This window comes from Nocardia cyriacigeorgica, assembly GCF_005863245.1.
Classification (GTDB): domain Bacteria; phylum Actinomycetota; class Actinomycetes; order Mycobacteriales; family Mycobacteriaceae; genus Nocardia; species Nocardia cyriacigeorgica_C.
In genome coordinates, this window is record NZ_VBUT01000001.1 from 152,572 (window position 1) to 176,665 (window position 24,094).

Sequence of the window (24,094 nt, forward strand, 5' to 3'; positions counted from 1 at the left end):
CGGATTACCCTCCGCCCCCGATTCCACCGCAGGTCACCCGCCACCTACACCGGGCATGGGAAGCCGGGGTTCGGTCCGCGACATGGCGCCGGTTACGATGTCGGTCAGGTCATGAGAGCCAGTGCAAAGCCCCGGCTAGCTGGACGGCAACCCTCCTGCAGCGGTGGGGTGCTCCGGGTGAGGACCGGGCTTCCGAAAGCCGGGAGCAAGCGCGCATGTAGGAGGTCACCGAGATGTGTTGTTGTTGTTTGTCGCTCACGCACAGATAACCCAGTAGTCCCGGCGAACACCTTCTGGAGCCTTCCTTGACCGACACCATCACGCCCGATCCCACTGCTTCTTGGTCCTTCGAGACCAAGCAGATCCACGCGGGTCAGGCCCCCGACGCCAGCACCGGCGCCCGTGCGCTACCGATCTATCAGACGACCTCTTACGCGTTCCGCGATACCGATCATGCGGCGGCGTTGTTCGGTTTGGCCGAGCCGGGCAACATTTATACCCGGATCATGAATCCGACCCAGGACGCGGTCGAGCAGCGTATCGCCGCGTTGGAGGGCGGGGTCGCGGCACTGTTGGTGGCGTCGGGGCAGGCCGCGGAAACGTATGCGATCTTGAATGTGGCCGGGGCGGGGGATCACATCGTGTCCAGCCCGCACCTGTACGGCGGCACCTACAACCTGTTCCGCTACAGCCTGCCCAAACTCGGGATCGAAGTCTCCTTCGTCGAGGACCCCGACGACCTGGCGCAGTGGGAAGCGGCGGTACGCCCCAACACCAAGGCCTTCTTCGGTGAGACCATCGCCAACCCCTCCAGCGCGGTCTTCGACATCCCCGGCATCGCCGGCATCGCGCATGCGGCGGGGGTGCCGTTGATCGTGGACAACACCGTCGCCACCCCCTACCTGATCCAACCGTTGGCCCACGGCGCCGACATCGTGGTGCATTCGGCCACCAAATACCTCGGCGGCCACGGCGCCGCGGTGGCCGGGGTGATCGTCGACGGCGGCCACTTCGACTGGACCGTCACCGACGCGACCGGCCAGTCCCGGTTCCCGGGGTTCACCACCCCCGACCCCAGCTATCACGGGGCGGTGTTCGCCGACCTCGGTGCTCCCGCGTATGCGTTGAAGGCGCGGGTGCAGTTGTTGCGGGATCTGGGGTCGGCGGTGTCGCCGTTCAATGCCTTCCTCATCGCCCAGGGCATCGAAACCCTGAGCCTGCGGGTGGAACGTCACGTCGCCAACGCGGTCGCGGTCGCGCAGTTCCTCACCGAGCAGCCGCAGGTGGAGTCGGTCGCCTACGCCGGACTGCCGTCCTCGCCGTGGTACGAGCGCGGTCAGCACCTCGCGCCGAAGGGGGTGGGGGCGATCGTGTCGTTCGAACTGGCCGGCGGGGTCGACGCGGGCAAGAAGTTCGTCGACGCGCTCACCCTGCACTCCCACGTCGCCAACATCGGCGACGTCCGCTCCCTGGTCATCCACCCCGCCTCCACCACCCACTCCCAACTCACCCCCGAACAACAACTCGCCGCAGGCGTCACCCCCGGCCTGGTCCGCCTCGCCGTCGGCATCGAAGGCATCAACGACATCCTCACCGACCTGCGTGCGGGACTGACGGCGGCGGCGACGTGACCGTGAGCGCCGACCACAGCAGCCCCCGTCTGGCGGCGGCCGAGTTGCCGCCGCCGGACGGCCGACTCGGCATCATCGCCGTCGGGGATATCGCGCTGGAGAACGGCGCCACCATCCCCGACGTACACCTGGCCGTGCAGCGCTGGGGCGAGTTGTCGCCCGCCCTGGACAACGTGGTGCTGGTAGAGCACGCCCTGACCGGCGACTCGCATGTGGTCGGCGGCCCGAACGACGTCCACCCGGAACCCGGCTGGTGGGAGGGCATGGTCGGCCCCGGCGCGCCGCTGGACACCGACGAATGGTGTGTCGTCGCGACGAACGTGCTCGGCGGCTGCAAGGGCAGCACCGGGCCGTCGTCGCAGGCGCCCGACGGGAAGCCGTGGGGTTCGCGGTTCCCGGAGATCTCCATCCGCGATCAGGTCACTGCCGAGGCAGCCCTGCTGGACCGGCTCGGCGTCGAGCGGCTGGCCGCCGTCGTCGGCGGGTCGATGGGTGGCATGCGGGTGCTGGAGTGGATGGTCGGCGCACCCGAGCGCGTCTCGGCGGCACTGGTCCTCGCGGTCGGCGCACGCGCGACCGCCGACCAGATCGGCACCCAGACCACCCAGATCGCGGCCATCCAGGCCGATCCGGACTGGCAGGGCGGCGACTACCACGACACCGGCCGCAGCCCCACCGCCGGCATGGGGATCGCGCGGCGCATCGCGCACCTGAGCTACCGCACCGAGGCCGAGCTCGACCATCGCTTCGAGAACCGGCCGCAGGGCGATGAGGATCCGTGGCGCGGCGGACGGTACGCGGTGCAGAGCTACCTCGAATACCAGGCCGAAAAGCTGTGCAAGCGTTTCGATCCGGCCACCTATGTGCTGCTGAGCGAGGCGATGAACCGGCACGACGTGGGCCGCGGGCGCGGCGGTATCGCGGCCGCCCTGGCGAATACGCCGGTGCCGTGTGTGGTCGGTGGGGTGGATTCCGACCGGCTGTACCCGCTCTACACCCAGCAGGAGCTGGCCGACGCGCTCCCGGGCTGTCAGGGCTTGGAGGTCGTGCACTCCCGCGACGGGCACGACGGGTTCCTCACCGAAGCGGCGGCGGTGTCGAAGCTACTGATCCAGACCATGAACCTGGCCCGCAACACGCGCTGAGACAGCACCGGCGGCCTGGGCGGCCGGTGTCTAACTGACGCCGAGGGAGTTGATGGTGGCCGCGATGAACACGATCGAGCTACCGAGCAGCGTCAGCGCGCCGACGTCGAACGGCTTGCTGCGCACCGCGAGCAACCCGACGCGCGCCGTGGGCAGGCACAGCCGGAACGCGGCGGCCAGCAGCGTGGCGCCGCCGAAGAACAGCGCACCGCGGCGCCAGCGCTCCGAGGCCACGAACACGATCGCCACCACGATGACCAGCGCCACGATCACCATCGGCAGGTGACAGCGGAAGAACTGCGTCGCCCAACTCTCGCCGGGCCGTCGTTCGGCGGTCGGTGTGTCGGCATCGGTCACGCCGTCGATTGTTGCAGACCTGCCGCGGGCGGCCGTGCGCTGGACATCGCAACGGCTTTCACCCAGCACGGCCACCACCGCGGCCTAGTCGACGACCGCGACTCCCTCGACCTCGATCAGATGCTCGGGTGTGAACAAGGCCGCCACACCCACCAGCGTCACCGCGGTCTCCGGGAACGCGTAGTGCTCACGCGCGGCCGCACCGCCGGCCCCGAGCTCCGCGAACTTCGACGGGTCCCAATCCACCACATAGAACCGCACGCTCACCAGGTCGGCCGCCGTCCCGCCTGCCGCCTCGAGTGCCTTCCCGAGGTTGATCAACGCCTGCGCCGTCTGCGCCGCCAGCCCGTCGGCGACCACACCCGATTCGTCGACGCCGACCTGGCCGGACAGGTGAATGATCGTGCTCCCCTTGGCCGCCGTGGCGTGCGCGAAGCCTGGTGCGGGCGGCTGTGCCCCCGCCGGATTGTGCGATGTGCTGACCATGGCGCGCACTGTATCGGGCCCCACCGACACGTGCCTGCCATCGCACCACCCGGATGATCGACCTCCGGTCCATCCACCGAGAATGGTGGCGTGTTCCGACTGATGTTCCATGAGTCTAACATCATGTTCCGCACAACAACTAGTAAAATTCCCCCGTTCCTACGCTGGGAGAGCGGGAGCGGAGGGAAGCGCAGGGGCACCCCGGTACCGCAAGGTACGGGAGCGCCCTTAACGCAAGAGAAGCCACGCCGGTCGGTTGGTCGCTTCGGTTGCTTGGTACGCACGCGGGCACGGGGATTACTCGGCCCGCCGGGACTGGGATTCTGCACAGAGCCACGCACGTGGATACAGCGCCCGGAAACCGGGATGTCCTCCACATGCGTTGCCCCAACCACGGGGCAACCGCCCGAGTCCGCCTTTACCGGCGGCTCTGTGTCATCGGAATAGATGCAGTTGCCCCACAACGGGCGACGGCATCCGGGGTGAGCGGACCTACCCGTGTCGGTCGCTACGGGCACACAGCGCCAAGGTTGGGTGAGTGGCTGAAGCGCCAGAATCGCGTAGGGTCATCCCTACGGCGGAATCTGCTAGACCCAGGTTCTCGCCCAGGCCCCGGTCCGGACTGCAATCCGTTCCGGGGCTGACTTGTATCGGCGAGAGTAGCAGGCCCCTGCCAGAATCTCGAGCCAGTGAGGCTATAGCCTGCCGTCACGACAGGTCAGATTGGCCCAATTGGACCGGTACACTTCGTCAATGACTCAGCCTGCGGCAACAATCATTGCTGGATCGTTGGCTGTCGTGGCAGCGGCGATCGCGTTCATCGGCTTGCTTGTGAACCTCCATCACCAGCACCGAGCCGAAAGGCGCAGTCGGGCGATAGATCAGATCACAGAAGCTGTGGCTGCGGTCGAGACCCTGGCAGCTGTTCTCGGATGGTTGCCCAAGGCTGAACCAGGAAGTGACAGCACCAAACGAGCCAACCAGAAGGCGATCGACACAATCGAGCGTGTTCAGATCGCCACTGCACGGCTTGAGGTCTTCGGGCTGGATAAAGCGGCCGAAGCGACGAGGGCATATACGTTAGCAGCCGTAGCGGCAGGCGGTAGCAAGTCGAACCCGCCATCGGAAGCCGATAACGCACGAGCCGCCAGCCGCGCACACGCCGTAGATTTACTTCGAGATGCCCGACGACAACTTGAGATGGGTGCTACCCGGACCGCATACGAGAAGACCCGTAGGTGGATCAAACATCAGAGGCTAGATCGTGCTTGAGCCCGGCCAGCCCTTCTTTCACCACGGGTTTCGGGATACCCACCACTTCGACATGGACGGCGAGATCCCGCCCGTAATCGGCATATCTACCGGGGAAATAATCAAGCCGCGCGGATCCAGTACGAATTCTTGTTTATCGTCGTAGAAACCCAACACCTCATGCCTGGTAATCATAGGCGTGGAGTAAACCTGACCCTCACCGGTACGTATGGCATGAGTCCGCGCATACTTCTCGGCAACCCTGAAATCACTAGTCCACGACATACCGAGCTTGAATTCCGGGTTACAACCACGGTAAAGATCACCGTCGCCCGGTGGGGTTTCGATACGCATGAACGAACGAGCCTTCCGATACATCTCGGACCACTCGGCAGGCCCCAGATCCGTAGTCGGGAACGGCCCATGCCAAGAAATCTCGATCGCCTCAGCCAGCGATTCGTTATCCGTGAATCCGCCGTCTTTGAACACGGCGTACAGGTCCCGTGGCGGGATATCCCCCTCACCCCGCACCAGCCCTGATGGGAAGTCAGCCACGCGGATACCCGCTTGCGTCGAACCGGTCAGCGGGTGCGCCCCACCAGTTCCGGGACAGCGGAAGACCTTTCCGGCCACCCCAGCGTTCCGGGCCTTCGCCCGGCTCGTGGTTGTGTGTAGGTGCTGGCACTACTCGGTTACCTCGGCGAGCGTTGCAGCCCCGGTGGGCGGCACGGAGTTCGCCGAGCCGGTGACCCCCCAAGCTCACCGGGGCGACGTGATCAGCGGTGAAACTCCGGGCGTCGGTGTACGGAAGGTCCAGGTCGATATCCTCTCCGCAGATCCAACACGCATTGTTCTGTTGCCGAAGCCGGGCAGCGGCCCGGCGGTAGTCCCGCCGGTCCAAGTCCCTGCGCCTGCGGCGAATATCTCCGGACGATCTGACAGCCATGAAAGGCCTCTCCAATCAAGGTAACGATTCGATAACTAGCGAATTTGGCCCGTCCAGGCCGAAAGAAGGCCACGCACCCCAAGGTTCTGACCAGGGCTTTTGCTCTACGGTCGATATATACGGGACGGGGGTATTTTTTGACGGTATGCCGAGAGAGCGTCAGGCACCCCGCCGAGGGGTACCCCGCCCACCCCAGAGGCCGGAGGAGGGCAGAAACCTCCGGCCCAAATCACGCCTGGACAGTCACCACTTGACGATCTGAATCTCAGCGTCTTCGGAATCGACCCAAGTCTGTCGCCATCCGCCATTGACGCGCTCGGTCTTATTCACCTCGGTAGGCCGCGCATACGGCTTGTACTCACGCACCGAGCTGATCGGCTTGACCTCGATGCCCGCCTTGAGCAAGGCAGACCACTTACCACCACGCCCCTTGGAATCCCATGCCTCCCACAGCGCTCGACGTTCGGCACCTGTGCCTGTGGTTGGGCACACCAAACCCACGCACTGATCGAGCGTCGTCAGTACACGACCTTCGAGGGCGGCGGCGGCACGGAAAGCGTTGAAACCTTCCTCAATCTCGGCGATCAGATCACCAGCCTTCATCCACGCTGTTTGAATCTCCATCGGCTTACCGACCAGCGTGGACGGGTCAGCATCAGGATCGATCTGCTCGGCCAGTGCACGGAACTGCTGGAGATTGAGACCGAGGTGAGCGCCGACCGCCTTGAAGTTCTCTGCACTGGTCTTGTTGTACTCCTGCACCAGAGCGGCAGTGACCTGCTGCTTAACCTGCTGGTCGATTAGGCTCTCGGCAGTACCCGCGACCTGCCATGTGTGCGTACCCTGCTGGCTGCCCACGGCAGTGGCGATAGCCAAGGTGTGCAGGTCATTCAACCGGGATTCCGGCTCGCCATTGATGACCGCCTGAGTCAGGTCATGGACGTAGCTGACCTGGCGATATTTGTAAGCGTCGTAGTTGGCATCGATCTGAAGCCACTTCTTCGACAAGGCACCGCCGTTGGCTGCCACGAGTCGGGCACGGCTGGTGTGGTCCTGGTAAGCGTCGTGAAATTCGTACACAGTTGATCTTTCTCTAGATACAACAAAGGGCCGCTAGATCGGCGGCCCCGAATCGGTATGTGGTTGGAGAGCTATAGCGCTCTCAAGTTCCGGAGAGGGTGGATCCCTCAGCCGTTGTATTCGCTGAAACTGTGGTTGAGGTCGCCAGGTCCAGCCATGCGGTGGCTCAGCCGGCCGTTACCCTGTCGAGCCTCCATCTCTCGCTCACGCTCGATCTTTGCGGCAAGGTTCAGGAGGTTCTCCACAGCAGGGTCCACCACCACCCGATCCTTGGAATGCGTGTGGTTCTTCGTCTCGCATCCCGCATCGGACAACGCATCGAGCAGCGCTTGCCGGAGGTTCTTACGAGATACCCGCGTAGTCTCCTCGGCCTTGCGGACCTCACGTGAATCGGAATTGAGTAGGCTTTCCAAGCTCTCTTTGAGAGAGCGAGCGCGGTTATTCATCAGGGGTTCACACTTCCTAGTAACTGTCACGTGACGGCTCACGCGACATATCTTTGATGTCCTGGGCTTGATCCAAGCCTTCGAGTAAAGGCGCTAGCGCCGACTGGATGTCATCCGCCCGTCGCCTTGCAGCTTCGGATACCATGCCTTCATCATCTAAGGCGTCGCCTTTCCTGCGTCGTCTCACTACAAGCTGTAGGGCCTCGCCGAAGCCATCTCGGTTCCGGTTACCAGACCAATAGGCTATTGTCATAACCCTTCCTTTTCGATGAATTCCAGCGACTTCACGAGCAATGTCCGAAACTCCGGGATACTCAGGTACATCCGAATCACCTTCCCGGATGTCGAGTATTTGATAAGTTCGATACGGTCGGGATACTCAAGGTCCCTCCGGACCGTCACCTCACCGTTCGGTTTGTGCTGCATCACGCTTGATCTTCCATTCTTCGAATTTCGAATACTTCTCTTCAGCAAGGTCCAGGAAATCCCGGAACTGCTCAGGACTCACCGAAATCCGGATCTTTCGGCACCGGTCGTAAATACTGAACGCCGGTCTACGCCCGTTGCCGACAGCGAGAAAAACTGTCAACTCTTGACCCCTCACCGCGTCGCCCTTCTCGGATCAACGTGTAGACCAGGCCCGGCCGGCGGATCCGGCCTGGTCCATCTGCGACGGAATAGCCCGAAAGCTTCTTCGGGGTCGTCAAGCGGAGTACCGCCCCGCTCACGGACAACGGTGATATACCGCTGATGAGGCTCGCCATAAAACCAGAACTCGAATCGTTCGCGCTCCTCATCAGTAGTTGTCGGCTTCCGTCGATACTTCTCGAAATACGTCATTCGCCCTCCGGGCATGAAAAAAGGCCCCCAGCGTTAAAGCTACGGGCCTAACGGATCTGTTTGGTCTAGTTACCCACCCCTAGTTATTCCAAGGGCTTAGAAAGGCACGATGTTCGAGAATCCTCCGTGAACGTCGCAAACGGAATCACGGCACGAGGAACTGAAGCACTTGGGTCGACGCCGCGACGGAGAGCGATAGCTCTCATGCGTGGGGTGATCCTCGACATCATGCGTAGAGCATTCGTGGTCATCCACGAACGGATCCTTCTTGCACGACGCATACGGGGAGGCTCCGCACGGCCGAGCCGACGAGCCCGATGTATTACCCATAGTCGGGACCTCCAACGGGGATGGTTCGGACGGCTCGCCGGACGAGCCTATTGGACTTCCAGTTTCACGGGATACCCTCGCAGAGGGTTTCTGGTTATCGTCCGAAGGACTCAACCAGTCGTCAGTTACATCCCATGACGGAACTTCGTTCCGTGTGTGACCATCGCTGGTTCCCTTTGAGGGTGATAAACCAGCGGTGGTCTCTTCTAAGGGATCGCCAGATCCCATCGCTTCTTCAGCGCTGGCACCAATGGTGACATCTGTGTCACCATCTCTAGGAGTAGTTATATTAGTAGTTCTTGGAGTAGTTCTAGGAGTAGTAGGTGTGACATCTGTGTCACCCTCCAGGTGACATACATGCCCCCTAGTAGGTGACATCTGTGTCACCATCTCCGGGATGGTCAGTTCGTAGGTGTTCGCCCAACCCGAGGAGTTCCCCCGGTCGATGACCCTCACCCAGCCTGCGTCGATGTTGGCCCGGATCTGTCGTTTGACCGATCGAACATCCAACCCCGTGGCTTCTGCCAACGTCTCTTGCTTCACCCACCCGCGAAGAGTCTTGTTGTCGACGTAAGTACGGATCACGTTCATAGCCGTGCGCGGCAGCTTCCGGTCACCGTTTCGGTTGTAAGCCTGATCCCATGCGAGGATCGGAAGAATGTTACTTGACCGGCGGGTCATTTTCAGTGCCTCCAAGCACAGTATGAATATCGGACACCAGCGCGGAGAGTTCCGCGTGGTTGAATATCAGAGTCTTCGAATTAGTCGTTGTTCCGATCCGGTACAGGATCTTCCCGTCACGGGAACTAAGGACTTGGATCTTGTGGCTCACGCAAGGTTCTCCAGCCATAAAAAATGAGCCCGTAGCGGTTCGCTAGGACTCGGGGGTTCTTCGGTGTGCGGTTTATAGGTATTCGTTCGTCTACGTGGCGTCCAGGGCCTCGAAATCGTTCGGGTCCGGCTCCCGGCGGTCCCTCAGCGCTGTGATGATTCGCAGCGCTGCACGCGCTTGTTTCTGCTTACGGGCGGTCACCGCCCGGCGGCACATCCGGCAATACCCTTGCGTGTCACGGTCACTTGCCGTCCGTATCTGGTGTCCGTTCGGGCACCACCTATCCTCGTTCACGTCTCACCTCCTGATGACATCATGGTTCGAGTGCATAAAAAAGCCCCGCCGTCGAGATGACGCCGGGCGCGTGGAGGGCTCTAGCGTTCGGTCGCTTCGCTCCCTCACTCTATATATACGTTCTATTTTTCAAGCTTCTCCCTAGATTGTGACGTACTTCACGATAGGGTAAACCGGTTCGGCCTCTAGGCCCTTCCATTTTCGAGGCTTCGACACCTGATGTGAGCGAGGATACTGAATTAAGAGTCTTCGATTCTCACCAACTACATAAGGGACAGTTTTACCCCTCACTAAATAGATAGGGGCGATTCTTCAATCGACACGCTCACGTATGCCGGAATGTTACCATTATTGTGATCAGAGTCACTAGAGAAGCGGTAAGAGTCTACGACTCTGGGGGGCACTTCGAGCCCTACAGGGTCCTTCTAGTTAGTTCATCGTCCTCTGCGAGGACTCTAAGCGTTCGGTCGCTTCGCTCCCTCACTATATAAGTACGGGTGATTTTTCAAGAACTACCCTAGATTGTGACGTACTTCACTAGAGGGCCTGGGCACGGTCACGAACCGACGATGAGGGCTAGTGCGCATTCCGGGCCAGCCATGCGGCGTACTCGGCCGGACTGAATGCCCGAGCGTCACTACAGCTCTGGGCGGCCAGCTCCTCAGGCTTGTCGACTACCCGACCAGCAGTCAAGTCCAGGTGAATCTGTTCCGGCGCGAATCCCGTCATCTGCGCCAGTAGCCGCCGCGCGGTCGGCTCGATGTCGCGCTTGTCCGTGACGTACGTCTGCGTGCCGGTGCACGGAACCACGACCATCCACCCAGCGCCGCAGCAATGCGACCGAACCAAGTACGTCGGCATAACTCGCCCCTCTCTCGGTGGCTCTGTTGGCAAGCGCACCGTGCCGGGGACCTCTCACACCCGGCACGGCGGCCTGAGACCCGACGTTAGGGAGCCCGGAACCTCTGCTGCTACTAACTTGACGGAACTTGACAGAACTTCACTGTACGGGGCATACAGCCGGTCTGAATGCGGCACCATTGACCACGGGGGTGTCACACACGGTCACACTCCTAGACGGGAGCAAGGATCATGCGCTTAAAGTTCCTCGGCAAAGGTGGATCAGGTGGCGGCCATTGCCCGACGTTGTACGCCACCGACCAGGACACGTACCTGGTCCAAGGTTGGGAGACCGACGAAACCGGCACAATCGAGATACCTCACCTGCTGCTCGGGTTCGCTGAGCCCGATACGTTCATCGGGGCAGAGTTGACCGACACCGGGCGAGGTACGTTCACGGTCTCGGGCCGGCCGATCACCGAGCCGGATGTACTGGGGCAACTCGACCTAGCCGACGACGAAACGGCTATCGAGGTGCCGAAGCGAGCAAGGGAGTTCTACGGTGCGGCTGCTGCAAGGCGAAGCGTTTCTGGATCTGTTCCGGCAAGCTGAGCGCTCGGCGTTCCACCTCGAAACCAAGGACGCGTACGACGTAGCCGAAGAGAACCCGCAACTCGAACGGTTCTTGGACGGCCACGATGATGACGACTACGAATGGTTCCGGCCGTGGCTGGACCTTATTCGGGACGCCGCCAAACGGGGCGTAGCTGTCTCACGGGTCCGTGTCGTCACGGTGCCTTTGACCGACTATCACCGTTGGCTGTTGTCGATCACGCCGGAGAACCAGGACGCCGGAGAGGATATCCGCTATCTAGCTCGGCACCGGGCCGGAGCGGTGCCCTCGGATGACTGGTGGTTGTTCGATGACTCGGTGGTCGCCTACAACCTCGTTGACGCCTCCGGCCGGGCCATCGGTGTCGGTGTAACCGACGACCCGCACACGGTCGACCGCTGCCGCAGCGTGCGACAGCGACTTTGGGAGATTGCTACGCCTTACGCCGAGTTCGCTCACGCCACGCTGTGACCAACTCGGTTCACGAACAGCGTCAAGCGCTCGGGCAGCGCTTACGCGAGATCAGGAAGGATGCCGGACTCACAGGTCGCCAGCTCGCCGCATTGGCGGGCTGGCACGAGTCCTTGGTGTCCAAGATCGAGACCGGGAACCGAACCCCGACCGAGGCGCAACTACACGCGTACTGCACTCACACCGGCACCGAAAGCCAGCTACCCGACCTCGTTGCAACGGTCCGAAATATCGAATCGGCGTACCTCGAATTCAAGCGGCTGCTACACGCTGGCACCAAGCGCCGACAGCAACAGTCGGTGACGTTGGCCGAGCAGACCAAGGTTATGCGGATCTATGAACCGGTGCTGATTCCGGGGATGCTGCAAACAGCGGATTACGCCGCAGCCGTGCTACGCCGGGTGACCGAGTTCTACCGGGTACCCAACGACGTAGACCAAGGCGTCTCGAAACGGCTTGAACAGCAAAAAGTCCTGTACCACGGTGATCACCGGTTCCATATCCTGATCACCGAACAGTCGTTGGCTACGACCGTGGGGAACGATGGGGTCATGGCCGGCCAGTTGGACCGGCTCCTAGCCGTTATCGGCCTGCCCCGGATGCTGTTCGGGATAGTCCCCGCCGGTGCTGAATGGCTCACCCCCGCAACCAACTTCGTCATGTTCGATGACCGCATGGTGATGGTGGAGGCCATCACGGCAGAGCTGACGATCACCCAGCCCCGAGAGATTGCGTTGTACGCCCGAGCGTTCGAGACGCTGGCCCGGCAGGCTGTCACCGGTGAGGATGCCCGAAGGCTGATCCGGGCAGAGATAGACCGTAGGTCACACAAACCTTAGAGCAGCCCGCTATAGCTCTCGCCACACTGTGAGAACTCGGGGGTATCCGGTAGCGCTGGTGTATCGGTGTTCCAGCTCTTTCATAGCCGGGCCGCCGAAGTGGTTATATGCGGCGGCTATATGAGCTGATCCACACCCTTTCCGGTCCTCGGTGAGGATCGACAAAGCGCCGTCCGGCTCCAGGTCGATCAATGCCGGGAACGCATCACCGGCGAACGACGACAACGTGAGCAGACCGAACGGGGTACCAGAGGTCCCCACGCCGACAGGCTTCCACTTGTCGGAGGTCAGCGAACCTTCGACGACCCTTGTCGCCTCAGTGATAGTCATCGGCTCTCCAGGTACCTGGGGACGATGCTCGGGTGCGGCGAGGGTATGTAGCCCCCGTTCGGGTGCTCCAGAATCATCCCGTCTTGGACCTGGACGGCGAAGTACTCGTCAAAACTCATGCCGCACCTGAGAGCGGCCATGTACATGCTCATGCTGTCCGTATTTTCGGCCGGTGCGCCGGGCCTGGTGTAGATCGAGTAGGCAGCTTCACCGAAGAACATGGAATCGTCTTCGTGCACGTCGCTGGCCGCAAGGACCAGGCCGTGACGCTGGATGTAATCGGCCACCGGCCGGTACACATCGTGTCGGTCTTTGACCACCGGGGACCTGTAGACCTCGATCCGATCCGGTCCGCCGACCGCGTACAGCCGATTGGATACCGCAAGCTCCAGTTCCATTGGATTGCCCTTCTCTTAAGCACCGTCGCGTGACGGTGTTGCTTCGGTCCTGACGATGTCGGCGGCTGATCGGCGCTCGAACACGGGGATAAACGAGCCGCTGATCTTCTTCCATGGCTGCTCGCCGTCTTTCGGGTGACCAAGGTTTGCCATCAGCTCAGTTGGGAAGTCCACTCGGTACTCAAACGTTCCCGAGTTATCCCCAGACCGCTTTCCGTCTATGCCGGTGAGGCTCACTGCGACTGTGATCCCTGAACGCCGGAGAAGTTCCCGCCTACCTTCCGGGTCCGACGACTCCCACACATCTCGGTAGATGCCGCCGGTCGGCTTGTACTCCCATCGAGATTCACGCGCAGGCGTGGCCTCCAGCTCGGCGATCTTGGCGTCCAAGGCGCTGATCTGCCTCTGAATACGATCCCGCACCGTTGATGACGTTGCGTTGCCGAGCACCCTGACCAGATCGTCTACGGCCGCGATGGCCTCCCGGAGTTCGGTCTCCCTGGAATCACCGGGCACCCAGACCCGTTCCAGGATCTCGACATCCCCGATCTCGTCCACGACCAGTTCCCCCACCAGATCCTCAAGGAAGTCGGCCCGGATATCGCTGGTGTCCTTGTTCTCGCAGCGGTAGTACCGATACTCGATCCCTCGGGCGACCTTCCTGGTGTGATGGAGCGTGTAGCCGCACACGAGGCATACCGCTACGCCAGCGAGCGGGCTCAGCTGGACCCGGCGTTTCGCCCGGTTCGTGTCGCGCCGACGATCCAACGTCGATTGGATCAACTCCCACTCATCCAGCGTTACCAGCGGCTCGGCAAGCTGGATCGGCATACCGTCATCGTCACGAACTACTTCGCCCTTGTGGTGGACGTACCCGCGTATCGCGTCGCTTCGGAGCATGTTGCGGATCGGGGTCTGAGTCCACGGGTTCTCGGTTCGGACTTTGCGACGGCGCACCTTGCCCGGTTCCTGCTTCGGCGTCACGTCCAGATCCGCTGGCAGTTCCGACCGGAGCAATGTCGGATAGCCAGCGCTCCGGGCTCGGTGGTACTGAGAGGGCGTTAGTACCCCCTCACGGTTCAGTTCGGCCGCAATCTGGGTCGATGGCTTCCCGGCTATGGTGTCGTCGACTATTCGGCGGATCAGCTTCGAGGCCACGGGGTCGACCTCTAACGCCCACCCCTCACCCTGTGGGTTCTTCACGGCGACGTACCCGAACGGCGGTTTGCCACCTCCCCAGCGAGCCGAGTTCCTGAGCTTGTGACGGGATCCGCGCTGACGCTCCCGGATCGCCTCTAGCTCCCCCTCGGCCAGACCGGCAATAACGTTCGCCAGCATCCGGCCGGCCCAGCTGCTCAGGTCGATGGACTCGGAACAAGACACCAATGTCTTGTCGTGATCCATCACCCAGCCGAATAGCTTGCTGAGCTGGATAGCATTCCTGCCGAGCCGGTCCAGCTTCCATGCTGCGAGGACGTCCCATTCATGCGGCCGGTCATTCAGCCACGGCCCGAGCTGAGGTGTCTCGAACGGGTCGATAGAACCGGATACGTCTACGTCCTCGGCCCAACCGACGACCGTGTGTCCGTGAGCGTCGGCCCACTGCTGGATGGTCTCGCGCTGGCGGTCAATCGAGGTTGATTCCTCCGTGGACCGGGACAGGCGTAGCCTACCGAGTACGCGAAGCTTCTCGCTGGTAGAGGACATATCGAGAGGATACCGTTCTGTTGTGCTAAAGCTGATGTTCCATGAGCCGTGCATTCCGCCCAATACCGGGAACGCGATCCGGTTGGCGGCGGGGACGGGGTGTGAGCTGCATTTGGTCGAGCCGCTGGGGTTCGATCTGTCGGAGCCGAAATTGCGGCGGGCGGGGCTGGACTACCACGATCTCGCCTCGGTGACGGTGCACGCGGATCTGGCGGCGGCGTGGGCGGCGATCCGGCCGGAGCGGGTGTATGCGTTCACCACGCAGGCGAGCACGCGGTTCACCGATGTGCGGTATCAGGCCGGTGATGTGCTGCTGTTCGGCACCGAGCCGACGGGGCTGCCGGCCGAGGTGCTCGCCGATCCGCACATCACCGACCTGGTGCGGATTCCGATGCTGCCGGGGCGGCGGTCGATGAACCTGTCCAATTCGGCCGCGGTCGCGGTGTACGAGGCGTGGCGCCAGCACGGATTCCCCGACGCGGTGTGAGCACGCTCAGGCGTCGATCTCGAAGCGTTTGAAGCGCGAGGTCGCGCCCGCGGTGAGCCGGACCGCGCTCTTGGGTACGCCGTAATGCTCGGCGAGCAGCTCGATCGCGGCCTTGTTCGCCTTGCCTTCGACGGCCGGGGCACGCACGTAGAGCCGCAGGGTGCCGTCGTCGAGAATCTCGACCAGCGGGCCTTTACGGCTGTTCGGGGTGATCGTCGCCCGGACGGTCGGCACGCGATTCTCCTGTTGCGCCAGTGTCTTTGCCTGCCTCGCCGGGCTTTTCGGCACGGGACGGCGCCTGTGCCGTGGCGGCCTTCGCGCGGCGGGGCCTGCGGACGAGCCGCGCGAGCACCCAGACGACCGCGCCGATGACGGCGACGAAGCCGATCCACGGGACGGCCTTGCCGAGGAAGACCACCGCATCCTTCAACCAGTCGACCAGCGAGTTCCAACCGGAGACGATGCCGTCCCAGAAGTTGGTCGGCCCCTCCTCGGGTTCGGTACGGGTACTGGAGATTTCGATGGTCAGCGTGGACAGCGCGATCTGATCGTCGAGCAGGCGCTTCTGCCCGGTGAGGCTGTCGAGTTCGGCCTGGCGGCTCGACAGCGCCTGTTCGGCGGCGAGCAGATCGGCGGTATTGGTGGCCTCGGCCATCAGCACCCGCAGCCGGTCGACGGAGGCCTGCAAGGCCTTGATCCTGGCGTCGAGGTCCTGCCACTGCATGGTGACGTCGTCGCGGTTGGTGCTCACCTCGGTGACTTCGCCGATATCGCCGAGCGCGGCGATGAAGTCGTCGGTGTGTTCGGCCGGGATCCGGACGGTGAGCCTGGCACTGGGGACGTTGTCGTCGGTGCCGGGACGTTCGGTGCGGCTGTCGACGCGGCCCTGCAACGCGGTGACCTGCGCTGTCACCTTGCCCGCCGCGTCGATGGGATCGGCGGAGACGATCTCGACCTGCCCGGTGATCACTTCCTTGCGGTCGGCGTTCACCTCCCCGCCGGTGTCCTGTTCCCTGGCCGGGGCTTGTTCGCGGAAGCCCGGTGTCGCGGCGGGGCCAGGCATGTCGGCGACGGTGGGCGTGCGGCCACCGACGGCGGACTCGCCGTCGTCGTCATCGCCGCAGCCGCCGACGAGCAGGGCCAGGCCGAGCAGGGCGATCAACAACACCGCGAGCTTGCGCATGGTCGCAGCGTAGCGGCTCGTCCGGGCCGCGACACGCTTCTCGCTCACCGGAAGTCGCGGGACTTGCCCGCCATCCGCAGATCCAGCTGCCGCAACTGCTCGGCGTACACACTCACCGCGCCTTCGGCGTTCTGGATCCGGCCGCGAATGATCAACGCCCGCGCGGTCTGGGCGAGCCTGCGGTAGCGGGTCCACAATCCGACCGAGCAGACGATATTGACCATGCCGGTCTCGTCTTCCAGATTCAGGAAGGTGACCCCGGCGGCGGTGGCCGGGCGCTGCCGGTGGGTGACGGCGCCGCCGACCAGGACCCGGGAGCCGTCGGGCACCGATAGCAGCCGGTCGGCCGGGATCACACCCATCGCGTCGAGTTCGGCGCGCAGGAATTCGGTGGGGTAGCTGTCGGGCGAGATGCCGGTGGCCCAGACGTCGGCGGCGGCCAGTTCCAGCGCGCTCATTCCGGGGAGCGCGGGGGCGGTGGTGGCGGCGACCATGCCGGGTAAGCGATCCGGGCGTTCACCGGCCGCGGCGCCTGCCGCCCACAGCGCGGTGCGCCGCAGAATGCTGCGCTCCCCTGGCAGCTCGGTGCCCGAGGGCATGTGGACTGCCGAGGTTTCCGCCGCCCGAGCCGGTGTCGCGGTGGTGATGCTGTCCAGCGCACCGGCCGTCGCCAGCGATTCCGCCTGGCGGACAGTGAGTTCCACGCGCCCGGTCAGGTCGAGCAGCGAGGTGTAAGGTCCGCCCTCCTCGCGGGCGGCGACGATCTTCTCGGCGAGCTCGTCACCGATATACCGGACCGCCGCCAGCCCGAGCCGCACCTGGGTGCCACGCTGTTCGAGGGTGGGTTCGGCGCGACTGGCATTGATATCGGGCCCGTGCACCAGCACACCGTGCCTGCGCGCGTCGGCCACCAGCGATTGCGGCGAGTAGAAGCCCATCGGCTGGGCACGCAGCAGACCGGCACAGAAGGCGGCCGGATGATGCAGTTTGAACCACGCCGAATAGAACACCAGCGCCGCGAAACTCTGCGAGTGGCTTTCCGGGAAACCGAAATTCGCGAAGGCGTACAGCTTTTCGTAGATGCGGTCGGCGACCTCTCCGGTGATGCCGTGCAGATCGCGCATGCCCTGGTAGAGCCGTGCCTTGAGCCGCTCCATCCGTTCGGGTGAGCGTTTGGATCCCATGGCGCGACGCAATTGATCGGCTTCGGCGGCGGTGAATCCGGCGACGTCGACGGCTATCTGCATGAGCTGTTCCTGGAACAGTGGCACGCCGTAAGTACGTTCCAGGGTCTTTTCCAGTGCGGGATGGTCGAATTCCCAGTCCTCCTGACCATTGCGGCGGCGAATATACGGATGCACCGAACCGCCCTGGATCGGGCCGGGCCGGATCAGCGCCACCTCGACCACCAGGTCGTAGAACTCACGCGGTTTCAGCCGGGGCAGCGTCGCCATCTGCGCCCGCGACTCCACCTGGAACACCCCGATCGAATCGGCCCGCGACAGCATGTCGTACACCGCGGTTTCGGCCAGGTCGAGCTTGTGCAGTTCGACGGTGACGCCTTCGTGTTCGCGCACCAGATCGATCATGTAGTGCAGCGCCGAGAGCATGCCGAGGCCGAGCAGATCGAATTTCACCAGCCCGGCGGCGGCGCAATCGTCCTTGTCCCACTGCAATACGCTGCGGCCGGGCATGCGCGCCCATTCCACCGGGCAGACGTCGGCGATGGGGCGGTCGCAGATCACCATGCCACCGGAATGGATACCGAGATGGCGCGGTAGCCCTTCGATATCGGCGGCCAGTTCCAGCACCTGTTCCGGGATATCGGTCCCGGTTTCGGCGCCGACACCCGTCCAGCGGCTCACCTGTTTGCTCCACGCGTCCTGCTGGCCGGTCGAGAAGCCGAGCGCGCGGGCGGCGTCGCGGACGGCCGATTTACCGCGGTAGGTGATCACATTCGCCACCTGGGCGGCATATTCCCGGCCGTAGGCGTTGTAGACGTGCTGGATCGCTTCCTCGCGACGGTCGGATTCGATATCGATGTCGATATCGGGCGGGCCGTCGCGCGCGGGTGAGAGGAACCGTTCGAACAGCAGGTTGTTGCGCACCGGGTCGACATTGGTGATGCCGATGGCGTAGCAGACCGCGGAATTGGCCGCCGATCCCCGGCCCTGGCACAGGATGCCGTTGTTCTTGCAGAACATGACGATGTCGTGCACCACCAAGAAGTAACCGGGGAACTTCATGCCGGTGATCACCGCGAGTTCGTGCTCGATCTGGCGGTAGGCAGCGGGATTCTGCTGCGGCGTTCCGTAGCGTTCGGCGGCCCCCTTCAACGTGAGATGCCGCAGCCAGGAGTTCTCGTCGTGGCCCTCCGGCACCGGGAACGGCGGCAGCTCCGGTGCGATCAACTTCAGGTCGAAGGCACATTCGCGGGCGAGGGCGACGGCGTTGGCGATGGCCTGCGGGCAGTCGGCGAACAACCGCGCCATTTCCGCCCCGGAACGCAGATGCGCACCACCGGTGGGGGCCAGCCAGCCGGCCATCTCGTCGAGGCTGCTCCTGGACCGGATCGCGGCCAGCGCCATGGCGCGATGCCGTTGCGCCGGGGAAGCGAAATGCGCGCCGGTGGTGGCGACGACGGGCAGCCCGAGCCGATCGGCCAGCGCGATGAGGCGGGCGTTGCGCTCATCGTCGGCGGGCAGGCCGTGGTGGGTGAGTTCCACGCTCACCCGCTCGGCGCCGAAGCGCTCGACCAGATCGCGCAATGCCGCCTCGGCGCACACCGGCGGCCCACCCGCGCGCAGATCCTGTTCCAGCGCTTGGCGCAACTGTCCCTTGCGGCATCCGGTCAGGATCTGCCAGTGCCCACCCGCCGCCGCGGTGAGGGCATCCAGGTCGTAGCGCAGAATTCCTTTCTCCCCCGCGGCCATATGCGCCGCCGCGATCTCCCGCGACAACCGCCGGTATCCCTCCTGTCCCCTAGCCAGCACCAATAGATGAGTTCCCGGTGGATCGGGTTCCCCTGTGCGCGGCGCGGAGTCGGTCGAATCCGCCAGCGACGAGGCAGCAGAGAAGTCGGTTCGCCTTGCGGTGAGGGTCAATTCGGCGCCGTAGACAGTGGCTATGCCCCATTCCCGCGCCGCTTCATAGAAGCGGACCACGCCGTAGAAACCGTTGTGGTCGGTGAGGGCGATGGCCTCCAGCCCGAGCCGGGCCGCCTCCTCGACCAGTTCCTCCGGATGGCTCGCGCCGTCGAGGAAGCTGTAGGCCGAATGCGCGTGCAGCTCGGCATAGGGCACGACCGGGCCGAGGGGGCGGAGGTCACCGCCCTCGGCGAGGTATTCACCGCGTTTGCGCGACCACGCCGGACTGTCGCCGCCGTCGCCCGGGTACATCGACTCCGGATCGTGCCTGCCCGGCCGCCCGGACAGCACCCGCTCCAGCTCCGACCAACTCGGTGGCCCGTTACTCCAGCCCATGGCGTGGCCTCCACCTCACCGGACGCCGGTCAGCTCGCCTTGAGCCGCTCGGTGGAGCCGGCGTCGAGCGCGCCGGCCACATGGTCGAGCCCGGTGCGGATCACCTGGCCGTAGGCATCGTTGGCCAGGACCTCGAGGTGTCCCTTGGCCAGCGCCAATTGCATACGGGCGGAATCGAAATCGCCGACGCGGCGGTGGCTGTCGGCGAGGTTCAGATACAGCGAGGGCAGGAATCCGCGCATGCCCTCATCGAGCGGACTGCCCGGCGCGAACACCGCCGCGAGCGCCCGCTGATCCCACAGCAGCGCCTCCTCGGCCGTGTCCACCACATCGGCCAGATGGTGGGCGATCACGCAGCGGTGCAGCGGATCTCCGTGTTCGCCGATCTCCTCCCACAGCCTGTGTAGCGCGCTTCGCGCCGCCTGCTGATCAACACCGCCGAGCCGCACCGCGGCATAGATATCCGCCATCCGATCGTCCGTCATGCCATCAGTATCGCACATATGTTCGAATGATTTCGAGCGTTCGAACGCGCCGCATCGATGTTCTTCAGCTGTGATGTAAACCACTTGGCAGAGAACTTACTTGAGAGTAAGTTCGGTGCCGACAGACCTGCAAAGGAGCAGCGATGACCTCAGCCGACGACGACGACGCGCGCGAGAAGATCCGGCGCAATCAGCGCAACCGCGACCTCACCGGCCGCCATGTCGTGATCACCGGCGCCTCCTCCGGCATCGGCCGGGCCGCCGCCATCGCCGTGGCCGACAAGGGCGCGGTGGTGTTCCTGCTCGCCCGCCGCGGCGAGGAGCTCGCGGCCGTGGTCGAGGAGATCCGCGCGGCCGGCGGCAGCGCCTACGGATACCAGTGCGACGTCACCGATTCCGAGTCGGTGGATCACGCGGTCAAGGCGATCCTCGACGAGCACGGCCACGTCGACATGCTGGTGAACAACGCGGGCCGCTCCATCCGGCGCGCCATCCACCGTTCCACCGACCGGCTGCACGATTTCGAACGCACCATGGCCGTCAACTACTTCGGCGCCCTGCGGATGACGCTGGCGCTGCTGCCGCAGATGCGTGAGCGCAAGTTCGGTCACATCGTCAATATCAGCAGCGCGGGCGTGCAGGTCGCCACTCCCCGCTTCGCGGCCTATCTGGCCAGCAAGGCGGCGCTGGACAAGTTCACCGAGGTGGCGGCGGTGGAGACGCTGGCCGATGGCGTCACCTTCACCACCATTCACATGCCGCTGGTGCGCACGCCGATGATCGCCCCGAGCGGAAATCAGGGCCCGTCCGAATCGCCGGAGTGGGCCGCGGCCACCATCGTTCGCGCACTCAGCGAACGCCCCAAACGCATCGACGTCCCGCTCGGCACGCTGGCCGAATACGGCGGCATCATCACCCCCAAGCTGCGCGATCGCATCCTGCACCGCTACTACCGCGCCCTGCCCGACTCCCCCGCCGCCCGCGGCGAACAGGACGACACCGCCGAGCCCGCCGCGACCCTCGCCCCGCCCCGTGAACCCCGCCCCCGCTCGGCCGCCCGCAAGGCCACCGGCGCCGCCCTGCGCCGCGCCGCCCGCTGGGTCCCGGGCACCCACTGGTGAACCCGGCGACGGAAGCGCACGGCGACCGGCCGACTGGTCAGTGGCCGAGGAAAGGCAGTACGGCGGCGGCGAATTCGCGGTAGCGGTCGCGGTGGATGCTGTGCCCGCAGGTGAAGGCGGTGACCGAGCAGTCGGGGATCGAGGTGCGCATGACCTCGAGTTTCTCCGGATCGACCATGCCGCCGGGGCCGCCGCGCAGCACCAGCGTCGGCGCGCTGATCTCGGTGAGCCGCTCCCACCATTCCGGATGCGGTTTGCGGAACTGTTCGAGCGCGGTGCGCGTCATCGACCGGTCGAAGGCCAGCACGGCACGCGGATGACGCACCAGGCTGGAGGTGGCGTGCCACAGTTCGGGCAGGGTCGGCAATCTGCGGGTGAGCGTCAGCTCTTCGGTACCGGAGCGCAGCGGCAGCGGGCATTCCTCCATGACCAGGCGACGGACCAGGCCCGGCCGCTCCTGCGCCACACAGGACACCGCGTAGCCGCCGAGTGAATGCCCGACCAGATCCACCCGCTCCAGCCCGAGGTGATCGCACAAGCGCAGCACATCGGCGCCGAACTCGCCGAACAGGTAGGACTCGGTGTGCGCGCTACGACCGTGGCCGCGCAGATCGGGGATGATGACGCGGCGCCCGGCCCGCACGAGTTCACGCGCGAACCGGTCCCAGGTGTGGCCGTCGCCGCCCATCCCGTGCACCAGCACCACCGGGACGTCGTCGACCGCGACCGCCCCGGAGTCCCGGTAGGCGATCAGCACGTCGCCGAGCGCGACCCTGGCCGTCGTCAGATCCACGATTGTCGAGAGTACCGGCGATCATCAGGGCAAACTCGATGATCTGGCACACACACGGGCAGGCCCGAGCTCATTCGTAGAGCCCTTCCACATGCCACTGACCGTCGCGGGTGATGAGCAGCAGACTGTGCGGGCCCGGTAGTTCGACCTGCACGCGGGCGCTGGGCGCGGACCCGGTGGACCACCAGTGCTCGTCCATCGGCCACGGGCCCGTCCACGCGGTCAGCTCCCACTGCTTGCCGCCCCAGCGCAATCGTGCGGGAGTCGCGCTGAACAGCCCGCGCTCGGTGACGTGCACCGGGGCGCCGCCCGCCGATTCCAGCTCCACCCGCGGCCGGTTCATCATGAGCACCGCGGGCGCCGGTTCGGGCAGCCGGCCCGGCCACGGCAGCGCGGGGTCGGCGGCGGGCACCTGCTCGTCGCCGAGCGCGACCATGGTGATCCGTTCCGCGGGGCCGCGGCCGCCGCTGAGCACCCCGACCTGCACCGCCGCCCCACCGAGCAGGCCCTGCACCCGGACCAGCGCGCGCATCGCCCGCGCGTCGGTGCCGCCCGCGTCGCCCCACAGGCCGAGCTGGAGCGCGGCGGCCGGAATCACTTCGACCGGTTCCAGCCGCAGCAGAGTGATCGGCGCGGTGGGCCCGCCGGAACCGCCGGTGTCGCGGTGGGTGAGCCAGCCGTCCAGCTGCCAGCGCACCCGGTCGGCGACGCCGTCGGCGGTCAGCGGTTCGGCGCAGCGCCAGACCCGGCTGAGCTGTTCACCCGCCGCGGTCTCGGCGAAGACCGCGAGCCTGGTGCAGGCCACCGCCGCGGCCGAGAACGCGGCATGGGCGCGGGTGGCGAGCATGCGCCCGGCGAAGGCGGCGGCGTCGACGCGGTCGATCGGCGGATCGCAGTGCAATTCCACCGTCAGGTCGCGCGGCGGGGTGCGCGCGGACGGCGGACGTTCGGGCAGGGCGCGGGCGCAGCGGTGGGCCGCGATCGCGTCGGCGCCGAACCGGGAGCCGACCTGTGCCGGAGTGAGCGCGGCGAAATCGCCGACACGCCGCAGCCCGAGCCGATGCAGCAGATCCACCAGATCGACTCGCTCGGGTGCGGCCAGCGCGGGTTCGACGGCCAGTTCACCGATCGGCAGCGGCGCCAGGAACTCCGCGCCCGCGCCCGGCGCCACGATGGTGTCGCGGCGCGCGGCGAGCACCGCGGTGGACACTTCGTCGGCGATCCCGATCTGGGCCTCGGCCCCGGCCGCGGCCACCACGTCGACGAGCCGTTCGGCCGCCGCTTCCTCGGAGCCGAAGAACCGGGCCGCGCCGCGCACGCCGAGGACCAGCAGTCCGGGTCGCAGCACCTCCACTCCGGGGACCGCGGCGTCGACCGCGGCCACCACCGGCTCGAACAGCCGCGCGTCCCGATCCGGATCGGCCTTGGCGATATAGAGCTCGGGGCAGCGGGCCTGCGCCTCCCGCCGGCGCAGCCCGCGGCGCACCCCGTCGGCCCGTGCGGTGGCCGAACACGCCACCACCTTGTTGGCCGACAACACCGCGACCGGCCGGCTGGCGGGCACCTTCCCCAGTGCCGCCGCCGCGACCGCGGGCCAATCCGGGCACCACACCGCGAGCACCCGGGCAGGGCGGGTCATGGTGGATCACCGTCTCTGGCCGCATGCTCGTTCCGTGACTGTGCCGCCGAAGTCCTGCGCGGCATCCA

The 24,094-nt window shown here is 65.0% G+C and carries 23 protein-coding genes and 1 riboswitch; of the genes, 8 read left to right on the top strand and 15 right to left on the bottom strand.

Features of this window, described 5'->3' with window-relative positions; translation table 11 throughout:
• Nucleotides 1-107 precede the first annotated feature (107 nt).
• A riboswitch (SAM riboswitch) is annotated at nt 108-218 on the top strand.
• Between the two features lie 87 nt (nt 219-305).
• Both FEK34_RS00765 and metX read left to right on the top strand, forming a co-directional pair.
• The gene (locus tag FEK34_RS00765; protein ID WP_138445952.1) at nt 306-1,631 is read left to right on the top strand and encodes a bifunctional o-acetylhomoserine/o-acetylserine sulfhydrylase; all 1,326 of its coding nucleotides are present in this window, start codon (nt 306-308) and stop codon (nt 1,629-1,631) included.
• Complete coding sequence (gene metX, locus FEK34_RS00770) at nt 1,628-2,776, top strand: homoserine O-acetyltransferase MetX (RefSeq protein ID WP_171047988.1); 1,149 nt, start codon at nt 1,628-1,630, stop codon at nt 2,774-2,776. Before FEK34_RS00765 ends, metX begins: the two co-directional genes overlap by 4 nt.
• 30 nt (nt 2,777-2,806) lie before the next feature.
• Here metX and FEK34_RS00775 read toward each other — a convergent pair whose 3' ends face one another.
• Both FEK34_RS00775 and FEK34_RS00780 read right to left on the bottom strand, forming a co-directional pair.
• Complete coding sequence (locus FEK34_RS00775; RefSeq protein WP_249358037.1) at nt 2,807-3,052, bottom strand: DUF3017 domain-containing protein; 246 nt, start codon at nt 3,050-3,052, stop codon at nt 2,807-2,809.
• 165 nt (nt 3,053-3,217) lie between these two features.
• Nucleotides 3,218-3,619 (bottom strand): RidA family protein, encoded by a 402-nt coding sequence (locus FEK34_RS00780; RefSeq protein WP_171047989.1) that lies wholly within the window; start codon nt 3,617-3,619, stop codon nt 3,218-3,220.
• Nucleotides 3,620-4,372: 753 nt separating this feature from the next.
• On the opposite strand from FEK34_RS00780, the gene FEK34_RS00785 reads away from it, so the two are divergent.
• Nucleotides 4,373-4,891 (top strand): hypothetical protein, encoded by a 519-nt coding sequence (locus tag FEK34_RS00785; RefSeq protein WP_138445955.1) that lies wholly within the window; start codon nt 4,373-4,375, stop codon nt 4,889-4,891.
• An 18-nt stretch (nt 4,892-4,909) separates the two neighbouring features.
• Here FEK34_RS00785 and FEK34_RS00790 read toward each other — a convergent pair whose 3' ends face one another.
• The 4 genes from FEK34_RS00790 to FEK34_RS00810 form a co-directional block, all read right to left on the bottom strand.
• Nucleotides 4,910-5,503, bottom strand: coding sequence for a hypothetical protein (locus FEK34_RS00790; RefSeq protein WP_171047990.1), 594 nt, complete (start codon nt 5,501-5,503; stop codon nt 4,910-4,912).
• A 556-nt stretch (nt 5,504-6,059) separates the two neighbouring features.
• Nucleotides 6,060-6,896, bottom strand: coding sequence for a hypothetical protein (locus FEK34_RS00800; protein ID WP_138445957.1), 837 nt, complete (start codon nt 6,894-6,896; stop codon nt 6,060-6,062).
• Nucleotides 6,897-7,003: 107 nt separating this feature from the next.
• Entirely contained in the window at nt 7,004-7,342 is a 339-nt protein-coding gene (locus FEK34_RS00805) for a hypothetical protein (protein WP_138445958.1), read from the bottom strand.
• A gap of 2,872 nt (nt 7,343-10,214) precedes the next feature.
• Nucleotides 10,215-10,454, bottom strand: a complete 240-nt coding sequence (locus tag FEK34_RS00810; RefSeq protein WP_138445959.1) for a hypothetical protein — start codon at nt 10,452-10,454, stop codon at nt 10,215-10,217.
• Nucleotides 10,455-10,730: 276 nt separating this feature from the next.
• On the opposite strand from FEK34_RS00810, the gene FEK34_RS00815 reads away from it, so the two are divergent.
• Genes FEK34_RS00815 through FEK34_RS00825 form a run of 3 tightly spaced genes read left to right on the top strand, consistent with a single transcriptional unit; the run spans nt 10,731 to nt 12,401 of the window.
• On the top strand, nt 10,731-11,090 hold the full coding sequence (locus FEK34_RS00815) for a hypothetical protein (RefSeq protein ID WP_138445960.1): 360 nt from the start codon (nt 10,731-10,733) through the stop codon (nt 11,088-11,090).
• Complete coding sequence (locus tag FEK34_RS00820) at nt 11,041-11,562, top strand: DUF6879 family protein (RefSeq protein WP_138445961.1); 522 nt, start codon at nt 11,041-11,043, stop codon at nt 11,560-11,562. Before FEK34_RS00815 ends, FEK34_RS00820 begins: the two co-directional genes overlap by 50 nt.
• Nucleotides 11,559-12,401 (top strand): helix-turn-helix domain-containing protein, encoded by an 843-nt coding sequence (locus tag FEK34_RS00825; protein ID WP_014349247.1) that lies wholly within the window; start codon nt 11,559-11,561, stop codon nt 12,399-12,401. Before FEK34_RS00820 ends, FEK34_RS00825 begins: the two co-directional genes overlap by 4 nt.
• 9 nt (nt 12,402-12,410) lie before the next feature.
• On the opposite strand, the gene FEK34_RS00830 is transcribed toward FEK34_RS00825, so the two are convergent.
• The 3 genes from FEK34_RS00830 to FEK34_RS00840 are packed head-to-tail and all read right to left on the bottom strand — an operon-like array spanning nt 12,411 to nt 14,836.
• Nucleotides 12,411-12,731, bottom strand: a complete 321-nt coding sequence (locus tag FEK34_RS00830; RefSeq protein ID WP_138445962.1) for a hypothetical protein — start codon at nt 12,729-12,731, stop codon at nt 12,411-12,413.
• Entirely contained in the window at nt 12,728-13,129 is a 402-nt protein-coding gene (locus tag FEK34_RS00835; protein ID WP_138445963.1) for a hypothetical protein, read from the bottom strand. Before FEK34_RS00835 ends, FEK34_RS00830 begins: the two co-directional genes overlap by 4 nt.
• Before the next feature lie 15 nt (nt 13,130-13,144).
• A complete protein-coding gene (locus tag FEK34_RS00840; RefSeq protein WP_138445964.1) occupies nt 13,145-14,836 on the bottom strand; it encodes a recombinase family protein in 1,692 nt (563 codons plus the stop codon).
• A 22-nt stretch (nt 14,837-14,858) separates the two neighbouring features.
• Between FEK34_RS00840 and FEK34_RS00845 the strand changes: the two genes are divergently transcribed.
• A complete protein-coding gene (locus FEK34_RS00845; RefSeq protein ID WP_138445965.1) occupies nt 14,859-15,323 on the top strand; it encodes a tRNA (cytidine(34)-2'-O)-methyltransferase in 465 nt (154 codons plus the stop codon).
• Nucleotides 15,324-15,329: 6 nt separating this feature from the next.
• Here the strand turns inward: FEK34_RS00845 and FEK34_RS00850 are convergent, their stop codons facing one another.
• The 4 genes from FEK34_RS00850 to FEK34_RS00865 are packed head-to-tail and all read right to left on the bottom strand — an operon-like array spanning nt 15,330 to nt 20,473.
• The gene (locus FEK34_RS00850; protein ID WP_138445966.1) at nt 15,330-15,557 is read right to left on the bottom strand and encodes a DUF167 domain-containing protein; all 228 of its coding nucleotides are present in this window, start codon (nt 15,555-15,557) and stop codon (nt 15,330-15,332) included.
• Nucleotides 15,517-16,506, bottom strand: a complete 990-nt coding sequence (locus tag FEK34_RS00855) for a DUF4349 domain-containing protein (protein WP_138445967.1) — start codon at nt 16,504-16,506, stop codon at nt 15,517-15,519. The genes FEK34_RS00850 and FEK34_RS00855 overlap by 41 nt, the downstream gene beginning before the upstream one ends.
• 44 nt (nt 16,507-16,550) lie before the next feature.
• Nucleotides 16,551-19,988 carry an error-prone DNA polymerase gene (locus tag FEK34_RS00860; RefSeq protein ID WP_138445968.1) on the bottom strand — a complete coding sequence of 1,146 codons (3,438 nt, stop codon included), beginning with the start codon at nt 19,986-19,988 and terminating at the stop codon, nt 16,551-16,553.
• Nucleotides 19,989-20,017: 29 nt separating this feature from the next.
• Entirely contained in the window at nt 20,018-20,473 is a 456-nt protein-coding gene (locus FEK34_RS00865; RefSeq protein ID WP_036533497.1) for a hypothetical protein, read from the bottom strand.
• Nucleotides 20,474-20,616: 143 nt separating this feature from the next.
• Between FEK34_RS00865 and FEK34_RS00870 the strand changes: the two genes are divergently transcribed.
• Nucleotides 20,617-21,594: an SDR family NAD(P)-dependent oxidoreductase gene (locus tag FEK34_RS00870; RefSeq protein WP_138445969.1), complete on the top strand. Its 978-nt coding sequence runs from the start codon at nt 20,617-20,619 to the stop codon at nt 21,592-21,594.
• A 37-nt stretch (nt 21,595-21,631) separates the two neighbouring features.
• Here FEK34_RS00870 and FEK34_RS00875 read toward each other — a convergent pair whose 3' ends face one another.
• Both FEK34_RS00875 and FEK34_RS00880 read right to left on the bottom strand, forming a co-directional pair.
• Complete coding sequence (locus tag FEK34_RS00875) at nt 21,632-22,387, bottom strand: alpha/beta fold hydrolase (protein WP_138445970.1); 756 nt, start codon at nt 22,385-22,387, stop codon at nt 21,632-21,634.
• Nucleotides 22,388-22,457: 70 nt separating this feature from the next.
• Entirely contained in the window at nt 22,458-24,026 is a 1,569-nt protein-coding gene (locus tag FEK34_RS00880; RefSeq protein ID WP_138445971.1) for a DNA polymerase Y family protein, read from the bottom strand.
• Nucleotides 24,027-24,094 lie beyond the last annotated feature (68 nt).

Bases quoted from the DNA above. Each gene is read 5' to 3' on its own strand.
- FEK34_RS00775 (WP_249358037.1), bottom strand. From the start codon at position 3,052: ATGGTGATCGTGGCGCTGGTCATCGTGGTGGCGATCGTGTTCGTGGCC.
- FEK34_RS00780 (WP_171047989.1), bottom strand. From the start codon at position 3,619: ATGGTCAGCACATCGCACAATCCGGCGGGGGCACAGCCGCCCGCACCA.
- FEK34_RS00785 (WP_138445955.1), top strand. From the start codon at position 4,373: ATGACTCAGCCTGCGGCAACAATCATTGCTGGATCGTTGGCTGTCGTG.
- FEK34_RS00805 (WP_138445958.1), bottom strand. From the start codon at position 7,342: ATGAATAACCGCGCTCGCTCTCTCAAAGAGAGCTTGGAAAGCCTACTC.
- FEK34_RS00810 (WP_138445959.1), bottom strand. From the start codon at position 10,454: ATGGTCGTGGTTCCGTGCACCGGCACGCAGACGTACGTCACGGACAAG.
- FEK34_RS00815 (WP_138445960.1), top strand. From the start codon at position 10,731: ATGCGCTTAAAGTTCCTCGGCAAAGGTGGATCAGGTGGCGGCCATTGC.
- FEK34_RS00830 (WP_138445962.1), bottom strand. From the start codon at position 12,731: ATGACTATCACTGAGGCGACAAGGGTCGTCGAAGGTTCGCTGACCTCC.
- FEK34_RS00835 (WP_138445963.1), bottom strand. From the start codon at position 13,129: ATGGAACTGGAGCTTGCGGTATCCAATCGGCTGTACGCGGTCGGCGGA.
- FEK34_RS00840 (WP_138445964.1), bottom strand. From the start codon at position 14,836: ATGTCCTCTACCAGCGAGAAGCTTCGCGTACTCGGTAGGCTACGCCTG.
- FEK34_RS00855 (WP_138445967.1), bottom strand. From the start codon at position 16,506: ATGCGCAAGCTCGCGGTGTTGTTGATCGCCCTGCTCGGCCTGGCCCTG.
- FEK34_RS00860 (WP_138445968.1), bottom strand. From the start codon at position 19,988: ATGGGCTGGAGTAACGGGCCACCGAGTTGGTCGGAGCTGGAGCGGGTG.
- FEK34_RS00865 (WP_036533497.1), bottom strand. From the start codon at position 20,473: ATGACGGACGATCGGATGGCGGATATCTATGCCGCGGTGCGGCTCGGC.
- FEK34_RS00870 (WP_138445969.1), top strand. From the start codon at position 20,617: ATGACCTCAGCCGACGACGACGACGCGCGCGAGAAGATCCGGCGCAAT.
- FEK34_RS00880 (WP_138445971.1), bottom strand. From the start codon at position 24,026: ATGACCCGCCCTGCCCGGGTGCTCGCGGTGTGGTGCCCGGATTGGCCC.